The 15192-nt window shown below is 56.8% G+C and carries 14 protein-coding genes; 6 read left to right on the forward strand and 8 right to left on the reverse strand.

Translation table 11 applies throughout. From position 1 onward, the window contains the following. The first annotated feature begins 105 nt into the window (after positions 1 to 105). A complete protein-coding gene (locus IAE30_RS16450; RefSeq protein WP_038647483.1) occupies positions 106 to 669 on the forward strand; it encodes a class I SAM-dependent methyltransferase in 564 nt (187 codons plus the stop codon). Here IAE30_RS16450 and IAE30_RS16455 read toward each other — a convergent pair. Beyond that, on the reverse strand, positions 657 to 1376 hold the full coding sequence (locus IAE30_RS16455) for a glutamine amidotransferase (protein ID WP_038647485.1): 720 nt from the start codon (positions 1374 to 1376) through the stop codon (positions 657 to 659). The genes IAE30_RS16450 and IAE30_RS16455 overlap by 13 nt on opposite strands. Positions 1377 to 1565: 189 nt before the next feature. Between IAE30_RS16455 and IAE30_RS16460 the strand changes: the two genes are divergently transcribed. Together IAE30_RS16460 and IAE30_RS16465 are read left to right on the forward strand one after the other, a co-directional pair. Next, positions 1566 to 2450: an EamA family transporter gene (locus IAE30_RS16460; protein ID WP_200680413.1), complete on the forward strand. Its 885-nt coding sequence runs from the start codon at positions 1566 to 1568 to the stop codon at positions 2448 to 2450. Between the two features lie 47 nt (positions 2451 to 2497). Next, positions 2498 to 3859 carry a CoA transferase gene (locus IAE30_RS16465; protein ID WP_200680414.1) on the forward strand — a complete coding sequence of 454 codons (1362 nt, stop codon included), beginning with the start codon at positions 2498 to 2500 and terminating at the stop codon, positions 3857 to 3859. Here IAE30_RS16465 and IAE30_RS16470 read toward each other — a convergent pair whose 3' ends face one another. From IAE30_RS16470 to ghrA, 3 genes are read right to left on the reverse strand one after another with little or no spacing between them, the layout of a single operon-like run. Then, entirely contained in the window at positions 3860 to 4420 is a 561-nt protein-coding gene (locus IAE30_RS16470; RefSeq protein WP_045813907.1) for a molecular chaperone, read from the reverse strand. Positions 4421 to 4446: 26 nt separating this feature from the next. Beyond that, the gene (locus IAE30_RS16475; RefSeq protein WP_200680415.1) at positions 4447 to 5184 is read right to left on the reverse strand and encodes a phosphatase; all 738 of its coding nucleotides are present in this window, start codon (positions 5182 to 5184) and stop codon (positions 4447 to 4449) included. Between the two features lie 24 nt (positions 5185 to 5208). Continuing rightward, positions 5209 to 6147: a glyoxylate/hydroxypyruvate reductase GhrA gene (gene ghrA, locus IAE30_RS16480; protein WP_200680416.1), complete on the reverse strand. Its 939-nt coding sequence runs from the start codon at positions 6145 to 6147 to the stop codon at positions 5209 to 5211. A gap of 206 nt (positions 6148 to 6353) precedes the next feature. On the opposite strand from ghrA, the gene treA reads away from it, so the two are divergent. Together treA and IAE30_RS16490 are read left to right on the forward strand one after the other, a co-directional pair. Beyond that, a complete protein-coding gene (gene treA, locus IAE30_RS16485) occupies positions 6354 to 8033 on the forward strand; it encodes an alpha,alpha-trehalase TreA (RefSeq protein WP_200680417.1) in 1680 nt (559 codons plus the stop codon). 397 nt (positions 8034 to 8430) lie between these two features. Beyond that, positions 8431 to 10527: a TonB-dependent siderophore receptor gene (locus IAE30_RS16490; RefSeq protein WP_200680418.1), complete on the forward strand. Its 2097-nt coding sequence runs from the start codon at positions 8431 to 8433 to the stop codon at positions 10525 to 10527. Positions 10528 to 10588: 61 nt separating this feature from the next. On the opposite strand, the gene IAE30_RS16495 is transcribed toward IAE30_RS16490, so the two are convergent. Next, a complete protein-coding gene (locus IAE30_RS16495) occupies positions 10589 to 10837 on the reverse strand; it encodes a GlsB/YeaQ/YmgE family stress response membrane protein (RefSeq protein ID WP_038647498.1) in 249 nt (82 codons plus the stop codon). A gap of 186 nt (positions 10838 to 11023) precedes the next feature. Between IAE30_RS16495 and IAE30_RS16500 the strand changes: the two genes are divergently transcribed. Further along, positions 11024 to 11758, forward strand: coding sequence for a flagellar brake protein (locus IAE30_RS16500; protein WP_200680419.1), 735 nt, complete (start codon positions 11024 to 11026; stop codon positions 11756 to 11758). A 122-nt stretch (positions 11759 to 11880) separates the two neighbouring features. Here IAE30_RS16500 and IAE30_RS16505 read toward each other — a convergent pair whose 3' ends face one another. From IAE30_RS16505 to IAE30_RS16515, 3 genes are read right to left on the reverse strand one after another with little or no spacing between them, the layout of a single operon-like run. Next, entirely contained in the window at positions 11881 to 13371 is a 1491-nt protein-coding gene (locus IAE30_RS16505) for an FGGY family carbohydrate kinase (protein ID WP_200680421.1), read from the reverse strand. A 2-nt stretch (positions 13372 to 13373) separates the two neighbouring features. Beyond that, positions 13374 to 14318 (reverse strand): transketolase family protein, encoded by a 945-nt coding sequence (locus IAE30_RS16510; RefSeq protein ID WP_038647503.1) that lies wholly within the window; start codon positions 14316 to 14318, stop codon positions 13374 to 13376. Next, the gene (locus IAE30_RS16515; RefSeq protein ID WP_034821964.1) at positions 14311 to 15141 is read right to left on the reverse strand and encodes a transketolase; all 831 of its coding nucleotides are present in this window, start codon (positions 15139 to 15141) and stop codon (positions 14311 to 14313) included. The genes IAE30_RS16510 and IAE30_RS16515 overlap by 8 nt, the downstream gene beginning before the upstream one ends. Positions 15142 to 15192: the final 51 nt, after the last annotated feature.

Genomic DNA, 15192 nt, shown 5'->3' on the forward strand with positions numbered 1-15192 from the left:
GCTTCGTTGCGGAAAATTCCGAGTTTTGCCGCATATGCAGCGAAAAGCGAAACAAACGCAATGAATTTGGTCAATATGAAACAGGATACTCATCAGGAGAAAGAGATGTTGGCTTCAGCCCTGACGTTAATGCGCGCCAAAGCGAACTTTGTTCAGCAATTTATTCGAAACCCGCGCAAGATGGGCAGCATCACGCCCTCCTCTGCTGCGCTGTGTCGCACCATGTGTGATGCCGCCAGCTGGGATCACAGCCTGCGTATCGCCGAACTGGGTGCCGGAGACGGGGTGTTAACCCGGCATATTCTGGACAGAATGTCGCCGCAAGCGCAGTTGGATGTGTTTGAGATCAGCCCGGATTTAGTCGAGAGCTTGCGCGAATGGACCGATCCGCGCATGCAGGTACGTGCCTGCTCGGCCGAATACCTGTCTGGCGAATACGATGTGATCTTTTCCGGCCTGCCGCTGCTGTCGCTACCGCCGGAAACGCGTGAAGCGATTCTGAGTGCCGTCCACGATGTGCTGGGCCCGCGCGGTGTATTTATCCAGTTTCAATACACCTCATTGACCCAACCTACTCTGTCACGCTACTTCACCTGGCAGCGCCAGCGGGTGCTGAAAAATATGCCGCCCGCCTGGGTTTATCGCTGCACTCGGCATTACGCGCCCTGAGCCTGCACGCGCGGCTGCGGCCGCGTTTGCAACCAGAAACGACGCAACAACTCGCGTGACCAATCCTCACCTGCGACCTGCGCACCATCATCACACACGCCCGCCGGTAAACAGGCGGTCATGATGTCGCGGGTAAACTCCGGGTGGAACTGTACCGACAGCGCCTGCGGGGAATAGCGTAAAATCTGGCAACCATCCAGCTCAGATTGCGCCAGTACCACGGCGTGCTGCGGGGGACTAATCACCGACTGGCGATGCGAAAGCCATGCCTGAAACTCGCCGGGCAGCGTTGCCAGCCACGGATCGCGCTGCGCCTGCTGCGTCAGGGTTTTCAATCCACGTTCCCATCCGTTCGGGTTATCGCCCACTTTTCCGCCCAACGCATACGCCATCAGCTGATGGCCGTAACAGACGCCCAGCAGTGGCAGCTCGGCTTCCATGGCACCACGGATCCATGCGGCCGTGCGCTCGCTCCAGTCGGCGTGGTCGGTGACCATTGCCCAGGAGCCGCTAAGAATGGCGCCGCTAACGCGATCAAACGCCGGCAGCTCTTCGCCAAGATGCGGGCGGACAATCACATAGTCATCAGGCTGCAGTTGCAGCGCATCAATAAACCAGACGGGTTGTTCACCAATTTGCGCCACAACCTGCGGTGGCGGCACTTCGAGTTGAATCAGAGCAAGGGGTAACGCGCGGGTGTGTGTCATTCCGAATTCATTCCTTCACGGAGTCAGCTTTCGGACATCCACTTTGACAGGAAATCAGTGACCTGTCTTATTTTTTTCCTGCATAAGCTCATGCCTTAATGAAAAAAATTTTTGCACAATGTCACAGAAATGCACGGCTTCGTGCCATGATTAGCCGGTGATACCCCCTTTCATGTGAAGGATGACATTGTGGCAGTGCGGCATTTCTTTTTGGTTCTGATGGTGGTTTCCATTTGGGCTTTCAACAACGTGGCGGTGAAGTGGGGATTGCTGGAACTTCCGCCGCTATTCCTTACCTGGATGCGTTTCGTGGTGGTGGCGATTGTGCTGGTGCCATTCTGCCGCATCACGCGTGAACAGCTGCCGTGGCTGCTCACCCTCGCCTTCACCTTTGGCTTTATGCATTTCTCGCTGCTGTTTGTCGGCATGCGCTACACCGATGCCGGAACCGGCGCGATTGTGGTGCAGCTCGGTACACCGATTGCCATGCTGCTGGCGATGCTGGTGCTGAAAGAGAAACTGCGCCTGGTGCAGTTATTCGGCATCGCGGTCTCGTTAAGTGGTGTGGCGGTGCTCTCCGGCAGCCCAACCATTCCTGCGTGGTGGGTGTTATGTATTTTGCTGTGCAGTGCCTTTGGCTGGGCCATCAGCAATATGATCGTGAAGAAATCGCCGCCGATAAAACCGTTGACGCTCACCGGCTGGATCTCATTTCTTGCCGTGCCGATTGTCGGTGCCGCTTCCTGGCTTACCGAATCGCACCAGTTTTATGCCTTAAGCCACGCGGGCTGGCGCGGCTGGTTTGGTATTCTTTACAGCGCGCTGGCTTCCTCGATCGTGGCTTATACCTTGTGGTATTGGTTACTGAAAAAGTACAACGTCAACTTAATCATGCCCTACTCGCTGCTCACGCCAGTGCTGGCGGTTTTGATGGGCGTATTAGTGCTGGGCGACAGCATGAACAGCTTCAAGATCCTCGGCGCGTCTTTGGTGGTGCTCGGCACGGCCATTGCGGTGATCAACCTGCGTAATCTGCGCATGCACGCGCGTTTTCCGCGTTTACGCCGCCGTTAGATCCCCTCTGCTATGCTTGAGTCTCGCGCGTTTTCCGGAGACTCAATATGGATACTCAATCTGCTGCCGCATTATGGCAGCAACTGTGGCAAGGATTGCGTGGCGCGGAACCCCTTCCCGCGCTTAGCTTTCTCCAGCCCGATACCTTTTCCTGTGCGTTTGCCGTCAGTGAACTGGCCGCCACCAGCATTGGGCTCGCAAGCCAGGCAGTGAGCGACTTGCTCGGGCAATCGGCCCCGGTTAGCGTCAATGTGCGGCTCGCCTCTCGCTGGTTTCAGCACAGCCTCACGCCGTTAAATCGTCCTCCTGCCGCACTTTGGGACCCTTTTGCTGGCGACTATGCCACCACCGATGGCTGGATCCGTCTGCACACCAACGCCCCGCATCATCGTGCCGCCATGGAGCAGGTGCTGGGTCAACAAGCCGATCGCGCCGCGTTAGCGCAACAGGTATCACAGTGGCAAGCGACTGCGCTGGAGCAGGCTGTGATTGAGGCAGGCGGTTGTGCCGCGCAAATGCGCAGTGAGCAGCAGTGGCTACAGCATCCACAAGGCGTGGCCGTCAGCAGTGAAGCACTGATCGCCCAACAGGCCACGGGGCATGCGCCCACGCCTGGCTGGCAACTGCCCATTGCACGCCCACTGCTGGGCGTACGCGTGCTGGATCTGACGCGCATTATCGCCGGGCCGGTCGCCACGCGTTTTCTCGCCAGCCTTGGCGCGCAGGTTTTACGTATCGATCCTTACGGCTGGGAAGAGCCAACACTGGAAGAGGAGATCACCTGCGGCAAACGCTGCGCACGACTCGATCTCAAATCCCGAGCGGGCGTTGAGCAGCTGCGCGATCTGATCAAACACGCTGATGTGCTGGTGCATGGCTATCGCGCGGATGCGCTGGAAAAGCTGGGGCTGGATGCAGAATCACGCCGCAAACTGTCGCCCGGATTGGTGGATGTTAGCCTGAATGCGTGGGGCTGGAGCGGGCCGTGGCGTAATCGGCGCGGCTTTGACAGCCTGGTGCAGATGGGATGCGGCATCGCTGAACAGGGCATGATCTGGCGTGGTAACGTCCAACCGACACCGCTGCCAGTGCAGGCACTCGATCACGCCACCGGCTATATGATGGCCGCCGCGGTACTGGAAGGGATGAGACAGCGTCGGGAAAATCACGTTGGCTGGCAGGCACGCTTATCACTGGCGCGCACCGCAAGGCTATTGCAGCAGTTTGGCGCATCCCCGCCACCGCCGCAGCATGGCATTGCGGCACAGCACGGCGATGCCCTGCCGACAGTAGAGATTAACGCGTGGGGGATTGCCGAAAGATTGCGTGCCGCTGCGTATCTGCCCGGCACGCCGATGATCTGCGCCACGCCGGGCGTTAAGCTCGGCAGCAGCGTAGCCAGCTGGTGATCAGGCTTCTTCGCCGTTGCCTTCGTTCAGTTCATCGTACATCGCCTGAATGGCTTCACGGCTCAGCGCAGCCAGCGTGCGGTAGAACGCGCTGGTCGCGTGCGCTTCCACTTTGCCCAGGAACGCACCGCACCACGGCAGCAGGTAGTCGTCAAACAGCGCCAGCTGCGCGGCGAACTCATCTTCCGCTGACTGATCTTCCAGCCACGAGGCCGCCAGCAGCAGCACGCCAAAATGATCGGCAGGTGCATCGCTTAACGGCATGCCACGTGAGGCGAGGAAGGCACGGACATCCGCTTCCTGCGGACCGTTTGGCCACTGCGAGGCGTAAGGCGGTACGCTGCATTCGCTGCCGACGAACAGTGCGTTGTAATCCGCCGCCAGGGCCTGCGGATCGCTATTCTGCTGCAGACGGGTTAACAGTTCATCCTGCTCCAGCGGCCACTGAGCCTTCAGTTTGCCTTCACGCAGCATGGTGAAGAGCGGCACCAGCAATGGATCTTGTGGCTGGCGGTTGAACAGCGAGCCGATGACGCGGCAGAGAATGGAAAACTCATTCATGCAACAGAATTCCTTGAGGCTAAAAGTTAAAAGTCCGCAAATTCAGCAATGTGCTTACCGGTTCGCTGTTCGAGGAAGTCGAGCAGGCGGCGCGGCGTGACATTTAACACGCGTTCCTCGGGAAAATCCACTTCGCGCGTAATGCGGATGCAGTGTTCGAAATGACCAAGGGTAAATGCGGTGTGCGAATCCGACCCAAACGCCAGACGCCCGCCGGCATCACGCACCGCTTCAGCAATGGCGCGACAGTTCGGTTCGCTGCCCGGACGTGAGTGAGTAAAGGAAGAGTTGTTGATCTCCAGCGCCACATCATAATGCGCGGCCGCTTCGGCAATGGCGCGGATATCCACCGGGAATTTCGGGTTGCCAGGATGCGAAAGAATGTGCACCAGCCCACCGGCCATGGCGGCAATCATTGCTTCCGTGTGATGCGCTTTATCACGTGGTGCATACACCGGCTCATGGAAACCCGCCACGATCAGATCCAGCGCATCCAGCATCGGGCCGCTGCAGTCAATTTCACCCTGCTGATTTTTGATGTTGGCTTCAATACCACGCAACACGCCTACGCCATCAATCACGCGTGGCCAGATACGCATATTAACGAAGTGCCAGTAGTGCGGCGCATCCGCCATATCCGGGCCGTGATCGGTGATGGCAAACAGCTTCAGGCCATTCTGCTTAGCCTGCACCACATAGTCATGCAGTGTGCTGTAGGCGTGGGTACTGGCAACGGTGTGCATATGCAAATCGACGGGATACATCCTCTTCTCCTGACTCAATGTGAATTAATAACCGCGCTGACGATCGACTAAACCACCCGGTTGATCCCCTTGCTCCAGAGCAAGTATGGCACCAGCAATGAAATCCATCGCCTCGCCGGGCAACGTAATAGCCGCAGTATGTGGCGTCAATGTGACATGTGGATGAGACCAGAGCGGGTGATCCGCCGCCAGTGGCTCGGTCTGGAACACGTCCAGCGCCGCACCCGCCAGTTGACCGCTGTTCAATGCGGCCAGCAGATCGGCTTCCACCACGTGCGCGCCGCGCGCCAGATTGAGAAAAAAGGCACCCTGCGGTAACACGCGCAGAAACTTTTCATCGATCAGGTTGGTGGTTTCCGGCGTGGTGGGCAGCAGGTCGATCAGCACCTGAGTGCCATCGAGAAATGCATCCAGCTGATCGCGACCATGGAAGGTTTGCACGCCATCAATCTGCTTAGCCGAGCGGCTCCAGCAACGCAGCGGGAAGCCCCACTGACGTAAGCTTTCAAGCACGCTACTCCCCAGTACTCCCGCACCGAGCACGCCGATGGTGAAGTCGGCGCGATCCGCTGTGTCGAGTGGTTGCCAGTGCGCCTGTTGCTGCTGCTGACGGTAGTCGGCAAAGCGGCGGAACCAGCCCAGCACGCACCAGTTCGCATATTCCTGCATCTGACGCGCCATACCGGTATCTTCGAGGCGGAACAGCGGCACGTCATCGGTGAGCATTTCAGGATGGGCGCGCAGTTGCTTAAGAATTTCGTCGACGCCCGCGCCCATGGCAAACACGCCTTTTAACGGACGGCCAGCCAGCATCTCGATGGGCGGTGAACGCACGATGGCATAATCCGCCGGAGCCGTGTCGCCCGGCTGCCAGTAGCGCACGTTGGCTTGCGGTAAACGCTGACGTAGTCCCGCAAGCCAGCGATCGGGGGCTTGCGACGGGTGATACCAGATAATCTCCATACTGCTCTCCTTTTTTCCTTCAGCCTCAGGCAAATAGCAATGAAGGGCAAGCAAAAACCTCACTGTTAATGCAATTTCTTGCATGATTAATTCCCCCGGCTTCACATTTCCATGGCTTGAGGCGGCTAAGCGGCGCGTTAGCGACTAAAGTTGTTCGGGTGGTCAATGTGTTAGCACACCACCTTTTCGGACAAGGAGAAAAACCGATGATAAAAAATGTCAAATTCACGCCCGCGCCACTGACGTTGTTACTGAGCGCGGCGCTGCTGGCCGGCGCCTCTGTTGCGCAGGCGGAAGATACCAGCCGAATGCTAAGCAGCCAGCCACAGCCGCCCGATATCCGCCTTGGGCCTCTGTTTAATGCGGTACAGCAGGCAAAATTTTATCCGGATCAGAAAACCTTTGCCGATGCGGTTCCGAAGTACAATCCTTCCTCGATACTGGCGGACTGGCAGATGCAAAAGAGCCAGCGCAACTTCGACCTCAAGCATTTCGTTGACGCTAATTTCACCCTGCCTAAAGAGCAGGACAAATACGTGCCACCTGCCGGACAAAGCCTGCGTGAACATATCAACGGCCTGTGGCCGGTGCTGACACGATCAACACCGACCGCCAGCCAGTATGATTCCCTGTTGCCGCTACCGAAACCCTATGTGGTCCCCGGCGGCCGTTTCCGCGAAGTTTATTACTGGGACAGCTACTTCACCATGCTGGGCCTCGCCGAGAGCGGGCACTGGGATCGCGTGCAGGATATGGTGGATAACTTCGCCACCGAACTGGATAAATACGGCCACATCCCGAACGGCAATCGCAGCTATTATCTCAGCCGTTCACAGCCACCTTTCTTTAGCCTGATGGTGGATCTGCTGGCGACGCACAAAGGTGATGATGTTTACCGCCAGTATCTGCCGCAGTTGCAGAAAGAGTATGACTACTGGATGGCGGACAGCGATAAAGTCGCGGCCGGAGAAGCCAGCAAGCGCGTGATTAAACTGGGTGACGGCACGCTGCTTAACCGTTACTGGGATGACCGCGACGCTCCTCGCACCGAGTCCTGGCTCGACGATGTGAATACCGCCAACAAAGCGCCAGATCGCAATAAACAGCAGGTGTATCGCGATCTGCGTGCCGGTGCGGCCTCCGGTTGGGATTTCAGCTCTCGCTGGTTTACCGATGCCCACAATCTGGCCTCGATCCGTACCACCCAGCTGGCACCGGTCGATCTTAACAGCCTGATGTTCCATCTGGAGCAGGTGTTGTCCAAAGCCTCGAAGCTGGCACAGCAGGATGACAAAGCCAAACAGTTCGCGGCCGATGCTGAAAAACGTCAGGCGGCGATTAATCGTTATCTGTGGGATGAGAAGCAAGGCTGGTACGCCGACTATGACTGGCAGAAAAAACACATTCATCCGCAGTTAACCGCCGCTACCCTGTTCCCGCTGTATATGCAGGTGGCGAGTGAAAAACAGGCGGACCGCACCGCCAAAGCGGTTGAGAAACAGCTGTTGAAACCGGGAGGTTTGGTGACGACGACCGTTAATAATGGTCAGCAATGGGATGCACCAAATGGCTGGGCGCCGCTGCAATGGGTGGCGGTGGAAGGTCTGGAACATTACAAGCAACCGAAGCTGGCGCAGGAAATTGGTCAGCGCTTCCTGCAGAACGTGCAGGCCACTTACAACAAAGAGCACAAGCTGGTTGAAAAGTATGTGGTGGAAGGCGCGCAACTGGGCGGCGGTGGCGGCGGTGAATATCCGTTGCAGGACGGCTTCGGCTGGACCAATGGCGTGACGCTCAAATTACTGGATAAATACTGCCCGAAAGACAACACCTGTAATAACGCGAGCGATATCCCGAATATGCCCGCGCTGAGTGCGGGGAAATAGCCCTCATACTTTAAATAAAACCGCTGCTACTGCTTTGTTTGTCAAACGGTAGCAGCGCAATCGGTTCGCGCTGTCAAAGCCAGGGTGCTTAATGCCATCCCCTCAGGCATTCGATGTCACACTTAATGCAGTGAAGTCATCACCTCAGGTTTATACACCCTCGCGCACCGCAACAGATTGTATGACTGAATCATGAAACCATTACTCACTTAAAGCCGTGCTCGCTGCGCCACCCTTCCCGTTCATTTCCTCACAATCTCTTTCACTCACATTCACAACTTGAAACATACCTCACTAAAAGATAATAATTCTCACTCTTAATTTTAATCGCATTCTCAATTTACTGCAGTGCTGGTTGAGTGCTGCTTTTGTTCTGCTGCCCGTTAAAGGATTTCCGATGACGCTTTTTACACTTAATCGTGCCCGCGTGCTTTGTGCGCTGGCTCTGGCCCTTCCTGCTGCAACCTTCGCAGAAGAGTCCATCGTGGTCACCGCGCAACCGCAGGAGAGCGCCAGCTCACCGACGCAAGGCTATCTCGCCACCCGCAGCAGCGGCAGCAGTAAAACCGATCAGCCGCTGATCACCACGCCACAGTCCATCTCGGTGGTAACACGTCAGCAGATGGAAGATCAGGGTGCGCAGGATCTCAATCAGGTACTGAACTATACGCCGGGTGTATTCACCAACTTCGGCGGAGCCGCCACCCGTTATGACACCATCGCGCTACGTGGTTTCCATGGCGGCGATGTCGACAACACCTTCCTGGATGGCTTGCGCATCATGAGTGATGGCGGCAGCTTCAACATCTTGCAGGTGGATAACTGGCTCCTCGACCGCGTTGATGTGATCAAAGGCCCCTCTTCCGCACTATACGGCCAGACCGTGCCGGGCGGGTTAGTCAATCAGGTGAGCAAGCGGCCGCAGTTTGCTGAAGAGGGCCATTTCCGCCTGTCGACCGGCACCAACGCCACCAACAGCGCCGCCTTTGACTACACCAATGCGATTAACGATCAGTGGGCCTTCCGTCTCACCGGCATCACGCGTAACAGCGACACGCAATACGATCACACCCGTGAAGAAAAGTATGCGATTTCGCCACAGCTGCTGTGGCAACCCAGCGAAGACACCAGTCTGGTGCTGCGTGCCTATCTGCAAAAAGATCCATCCGGCGGTTATCACGGTTCCGTACCGGCTGAAGGCACGCTTTACAGCCACAACGGCCGCAAGCTGAGTGACAGTTTCTATGAGGGCGACAGCGCACTGGATCAGTTCAAACGCCACGAACAGATTTACAGCTATGACTTCTCGCACCGCTTCAATGAAGTGTGGTCTGTTTACTCCACCGCCAGCTATAGCCACTCTAATGTCGATCTCGATCAGGTGTATCAGATTGGCTGGGACGCCACCAATCCTGATTTGCTGACGCGCTACTACTCCGGTGAACGTTCTTCGCTTAGCGCATGGGCCAACGACAACCGTCTGCAGGCTGATTTCGCCACTGGTGCTGTGCAGCATCGTGTGATTTTGGGTGCGGAGTACCATCGTTACAAGAACGACTTGAGCAATGCCGGCGGATATGCCAGTTCGTTGAATCCATGGACCGGTGAAGCCGTTGACGCGATGCCAGATTACAGCTGGGCCGAATCTACTCGCCGCTACTATCAAACCGGACTCTATTTACAGGATGAGTTACAGCTGGATCGCTGGCATCTGGATCTCTCTGGCCGCTACGATCGCATCGTCTCCAATAATGGCACCAGCCGTCGCCAGGATGACCACGTCAGCGGCCGTGCTGCGCTGCTGTATGCGTTCGACAGCGGCATCTCACCTTACGTCAGCTGGAGCCAGGCGATTACCCCGGCTTCGTTGACCGACCCAGACGGCAATCAGCTGAAGCCAACCACTTCCGAGCAGTATGAAGCCGGTGTGAAATACCAGCCTGTGGGCACACGCGATATGTACTCCATCGCGCTGTACGATTTGACGCAAAACGATGTGGCGAACCGTAACGTGGTGGACAGCACCTACAGCCCTTCCGGCAAAGTGCATTCGCAGGGCATTGAGCTGGAAGCACGTAATCAACTGACGCCGCGACTCAGCACCATTGCCGGTTACACGCTGAACCATCTGCGTTTCAAAGATTCCGTTGACGGAAATGATGGCCATACGCCTTACGTCACGCCGAACAGCATGGCGTCATTCTGGGGTCACTATCAGTTTGATTACGGGCTGAGCGCCGGTGCGGGTGTGCGTTACATCGGTAAGCAGTGGGCTGATAATGAAAACACCACTCGTTTGCCGTCAGTGACGCTGTTTGATGCTTCCGTTCGTGCCGATCTCGGTGCGTGGGATTCACAGTTGAAAGGGGCATGGCTGCAGGTCAATGCCAATAACCTGACCGACAAAAAGTATCTCGCCGCCTGCTATGGCACCGGTTACTGCTATCGCGGTGCGGAGCGGACCATTACCGCCACCGTGGGTTACGATTTCTAACCGCCATAAAAAAATCCGCATCCCGTTGGGGATGCGGATTTCATAAAATCAGAGTGCGCTACTAGGTTCGAACTTTACGATAGATCCACAGCACCACGATGGCACCAATTACCGCCACCACGAAGCTGCCAAAGTTGAAACCGTCAACTTTGCCGAAGCCAAACAGGGTACTGATCCAGCCACCAACCACCGCGCCGACGATCCCTAAAACCACAGTGATGATGAATCCGCCGCCATCTTTACCTGGCATGATCCATTTAGCGATGATCCCGGCAATCAAACCAAAAATAATCCATGAGAGAATACCCATTTACTGCTCCTTACGTTATGAATCAAGGTGTTCACTGCGATTAGTATAGTCGGATATTTTTAATCTGCTTGAGGAACATCACAGTAAATAGAGAGTTAGCAGGCTAAAGCTTTTTGTTAAAACGTCGATAACAGTTCGATAGCCGTGTCACCCGTGATAATAACAATCGGATAAGTGGAGCAGGATGTGAAAGACGCCGATAACGAACAATATCTCAAACGAGGCACCCTTGCTGTTTTAAACGTAATGAAGGATTTGTTGCGTTTCCAGACCCCTTTAATGGTCAGTTTTTCGCGCGGTCAATTTATTAGCCGCATGCTGGATGCGGATGAAGATCGCGTCATTTTCGATCTCGGCAGCAATGCGCTGGATAACGATTTAGCGCTGCAGGGCGGCGAAGTGAATATCGCGGCAGAAACCCAGGGGGCAAAAGTAGAGTTTGGCTTGATCAAACTTGAGCGCACCGAGTTTGAAGGCTTACCGGCTTTCACTGCCCCACTGCCTGAGCTGCTGTGGCAGATTCAGCGTCGTGAATTTTTCCGTGTTTCCGCCCCGATGGAGCCGGTGTTTTACTGCCATACGCAGTGGCCGGATGGCAGCAATGCGCGTTTTCGCTTGCAGGATCTCTCTCTCGGTGGTGCAGGTGTATTGCTGGACGAAAGCTTGCCAGAGGGTCTGAACCGCGGTGACACTTTTAAAAATCTGCGCGTTGAGTTGGGCGAATACGGTCATTTTGAGGTCACTGCACAGCTGCTGAATATTGGCGAGCGCAGCACCGTCACCAGCAAGAATGAAACCCGCACAACCCCTCGTCTCAGCTTCCGTTTTACCGCCATTGAGCCGGTGCAGGAACGTCAGCTACAGCAGGTGATCTTTGCCCTGGAGCGTCTGGCGCGCGACAAAGCGAATCGTTTCCAGTAATTAGGCAACATGCGGGGATCAGAGTGAACCCCGCCGATTTCTCTTCGACATGATTTATCACGCCTGGGCAAGCGCGGTGTGACTCGCCCTCGCGCGATACGTTGTCTTTGAGACGATAAAGATTAATGGTACGGTTGATAACGACAACGCGCCACCGCTTCCAGCCAGCCGCGATAATTCTCCTGCATAATGGTCGCGCGATCGCTGCGCGGCTCAATCACGCTGCCACCCTGCAACGCCTGCATATCACTGCCCTGCTGCCACCAGCCTAATGAACGCCCCGCCAGCAGCGCGGCACCTAGGGCGGAGACTTCAGCGGTGGGGGCACGTTTCAGCGGCCGCTGCAACACGTCTGCCTGTAACTGCATCAGCCAACTGTTTTCGGTTGCCGTGCCATCCACACAGAGCGCGGGCAACTGCACACCACTGGCCTGCTCCATCGCGAAGAACACATCGGCAATTTGGAAGGTGATCGATTCCAGCGCCACGCGCGCCAGCACCTCTGGCGTGGCTGCATCGGTAAGACCACATACCATGCCGCGCGCCTTCAAATCCCACCAGGGCGCGCCCAGTCCTGACAAGGCAGGCACGAAATAGATGCCCTGATTATGCTCACTGCGCTGCGCCATTGCCGTCAGTTCACGCGGATCGCTGATGCCCAGCATGCGTCCCAGCCAGGCCGCACCTGAACCGGTATGGGTGATGTTGCCTTCAAAGGCAAATCGCAGCGTGCCATCGTGCCACGCCACCGTGGTACTGAGGCCGTTTTCGGTCAGCAAAGGTGTGGCCATTGACATCATCAGCGATGAACCAGTGCCGTAAGTGGCTTTCACCACCTCTTCACCCGCACTGCGTTGTGCCTGCAGTGCCGCATGGGAATCGCCAATGCGCGACAAAATGGGCGTACCCGCTTTCAGTCCGGCGATGTCCTGTACCGTGACAACACCCTGCGCACTGGCGGAGGGCACAATATGTGGCAGCGCCGCGCGCGGGATATGGAACAGCGTCAGCAGTTCCTCATCCCAGTCACCGCTGTGCAAATTGTAGAGTTGGGTGCGGGCCGCATTCGCGTGATCGGTAATAAAACTTTCGCCGCCGCTGAGTTGCCAGCTGAGCCAGCTATCTACCGTGCCAATGCAGAGTTCACCGGCCTGCGCACGCGCCTGGCCATCCGGTATCGCCGCCAGCATCCCGGTAAGTTTGCCTGCGGGAAACATCGGATCGACCGCCAGGCCCGTTAAGCCGGTGATGCGTGGCGCTTTACCCGCCATGCGTAAATCACGACAAAACGCTTCTGAGCGACGATCCTGCCAGCTCACCAGCGGCGTCAGCGGTTGCCCGTCGCGGCGCTGCCAGATCAGCACCGACTCGCGCTGATTGCTGATCGCGACGGCGGCCACCTCTGCCCCGCCGCACTGCGCCAGACAGCTTTCAATCGCCTGTTTCACTGCCTGCCAGATCGCCAGCGGATCCTGTTCGGCCAATCCGGGCTGCGGATGGGCTAGCGTCAGAGGCTGGCTGCCGCGCGCCACCACCTTGCCTGCGCGGTCCACCGCTATGGCTTTCGCGTTCGTGGTACCCTCATCAATTGCCAGTATTAATGGACCCGCCATGTTTACGCTCCTGCACACATGCGCACTGCACTCTTCACCACGCTGGCGGCGTCAATACCATGATGCGCGCGCGTGGAGGCACGGTCGCCAGCAATCGCGTATTGACCATCGGGGATGCCCAAACGTAACAGCGGAATGCCGCAGCCGCCTTCAGCCAACACTTCGGCCACCAGACTGCCGACGCCGCCGTTAACATTGTGCTCCTCTACGGTGATCACCGCCGGATAATGCTTTAACAGCTCTTGCAGCTGTTGGGTATCGCAGGGACGAATTGATGGAATGGCGATCACACCTGCGCTGATTCCCTGTGCATGCAATTGCTCAGCCGCGCTCACCGCCTCATGCACGGTGGAACCCATCGCCACCAGCACGATGTCGTTGCCTTCACGCAAGACGTCGATTTGACCGGGACGGAACTGGTAGTTTTCGTCGTGCAGCTGAGGCAGGTCCTTGCCATCCAGACGGATGTAAACCGGCCCCACATGCGCAAGGGCATAATCGATGATCTGGCGGCACTCCAGCGGGCAGGATGGCGCGTAAATCTCGATATTGCCGAAGCCACGCATCACCGCAATATCATCAATGCTGTGGTGGGTGCTGGCCAGCGGTCCGTAACTGGCACCGGCATTCAGGCCAAACAGTTTGACGTTAGTGTTGTTGTAGCAAACGTCCACTTTTACCTGCTCGTTGGCGCGGGAAATCAGGAACGGTGCGGCATTACAGGTCACCGCCACTTTACCACCGATTGCCAGACCAGCTGCTGTGCCCACCAGCGTTTGTTCCGCAATGCCGACGTTGATCAGGCGATCCGGGAACGCCTTAATGAAAGGTGATATTTTTGCCGTTGAGGTGGAATCCGCCACCACTGGCACCAGATCCACACCGCGATTGACCGCGTCAATAAAGGCTTCCACCATCACCGTGGCCAGGTGTTTTGCATTACTCATCTTTTAATTCCTCCAGTGCCAGTTCGATCTCTTCCCCTTTCGGCACACGGTGATGCCACTCTGGTTTGCCCTGAATAAAGGAGATGCCAAAGCCTTTCTCGGTATGCGCCACAATCACCTGCGGTTTGCCGTTACGTGGCAGGTTTTCAATGGTTTCCACCACGGAAGCCATGTCATTACCGTTGCACTCAGTGACCTCCAGGCCGAAGGCGCGCCATTTATCCGGCAGCGGATCGGTGTTCATGATGTCGCGCGTGTGCCCTGCCAGCTGCAGTTTGTTCTTGTCGTTGATGATCACCAGGTTATCGAGGTTGTAGTGCGCCGCCACCAGCGCAGCCTCCCAGTTACTGCCCTCGGCCAGTTCACCGTCGCCGGTTACCACGAAGATGCGGCGGTCGCTGTTGTCTTTCTTCGCCGCCAGCGCAATACCCACCGCCACCGGTAAGCCGTGCCCCAGTGCACCGGTGTTGAGTTCCACGCCCGGCGTTTTCTGCCGCACCGGATGGCCCGGCAAATGTGAATCCGAATGCTGGTAAGTGGGCAGCCACTCGGTTGGGAAATAACCCGCCTCTGCCAGCACACAGTAATAGCCGCCGACCGCATGGCCTTTCGACTGGATGTAAATGTCACGCTGCGGATCGTTGGTGCGATCCGGCGCGCAATTCAGGATGCGGAAATAGAGTGCCGTCAGGATTTCGACCTGAGAGAGATCGGCACCGGTGTGTCCACCCGCCGGACTACCGGCATTGAGCTGGATGATGCGGCGACGTACGGCGCGCGCTTTCGCTGCCAGGTCCGCCACCGAATATTTGAAAGGATTCATAGACACCTCTGCATTTTAAATGCGTTATTGAATATATATTCAAAACAGGTA

Source organism: Pantoea sp. S61 (assembly GCF_016625145.1).
GTDB classification, from domain to species: domain Bacteria; phylum Pseudomonadota; class Gammaproteobacteria; order Enterobacterales; family Enterobacteriaceae; genus Pantoea; species Pantoea rwandensis_B.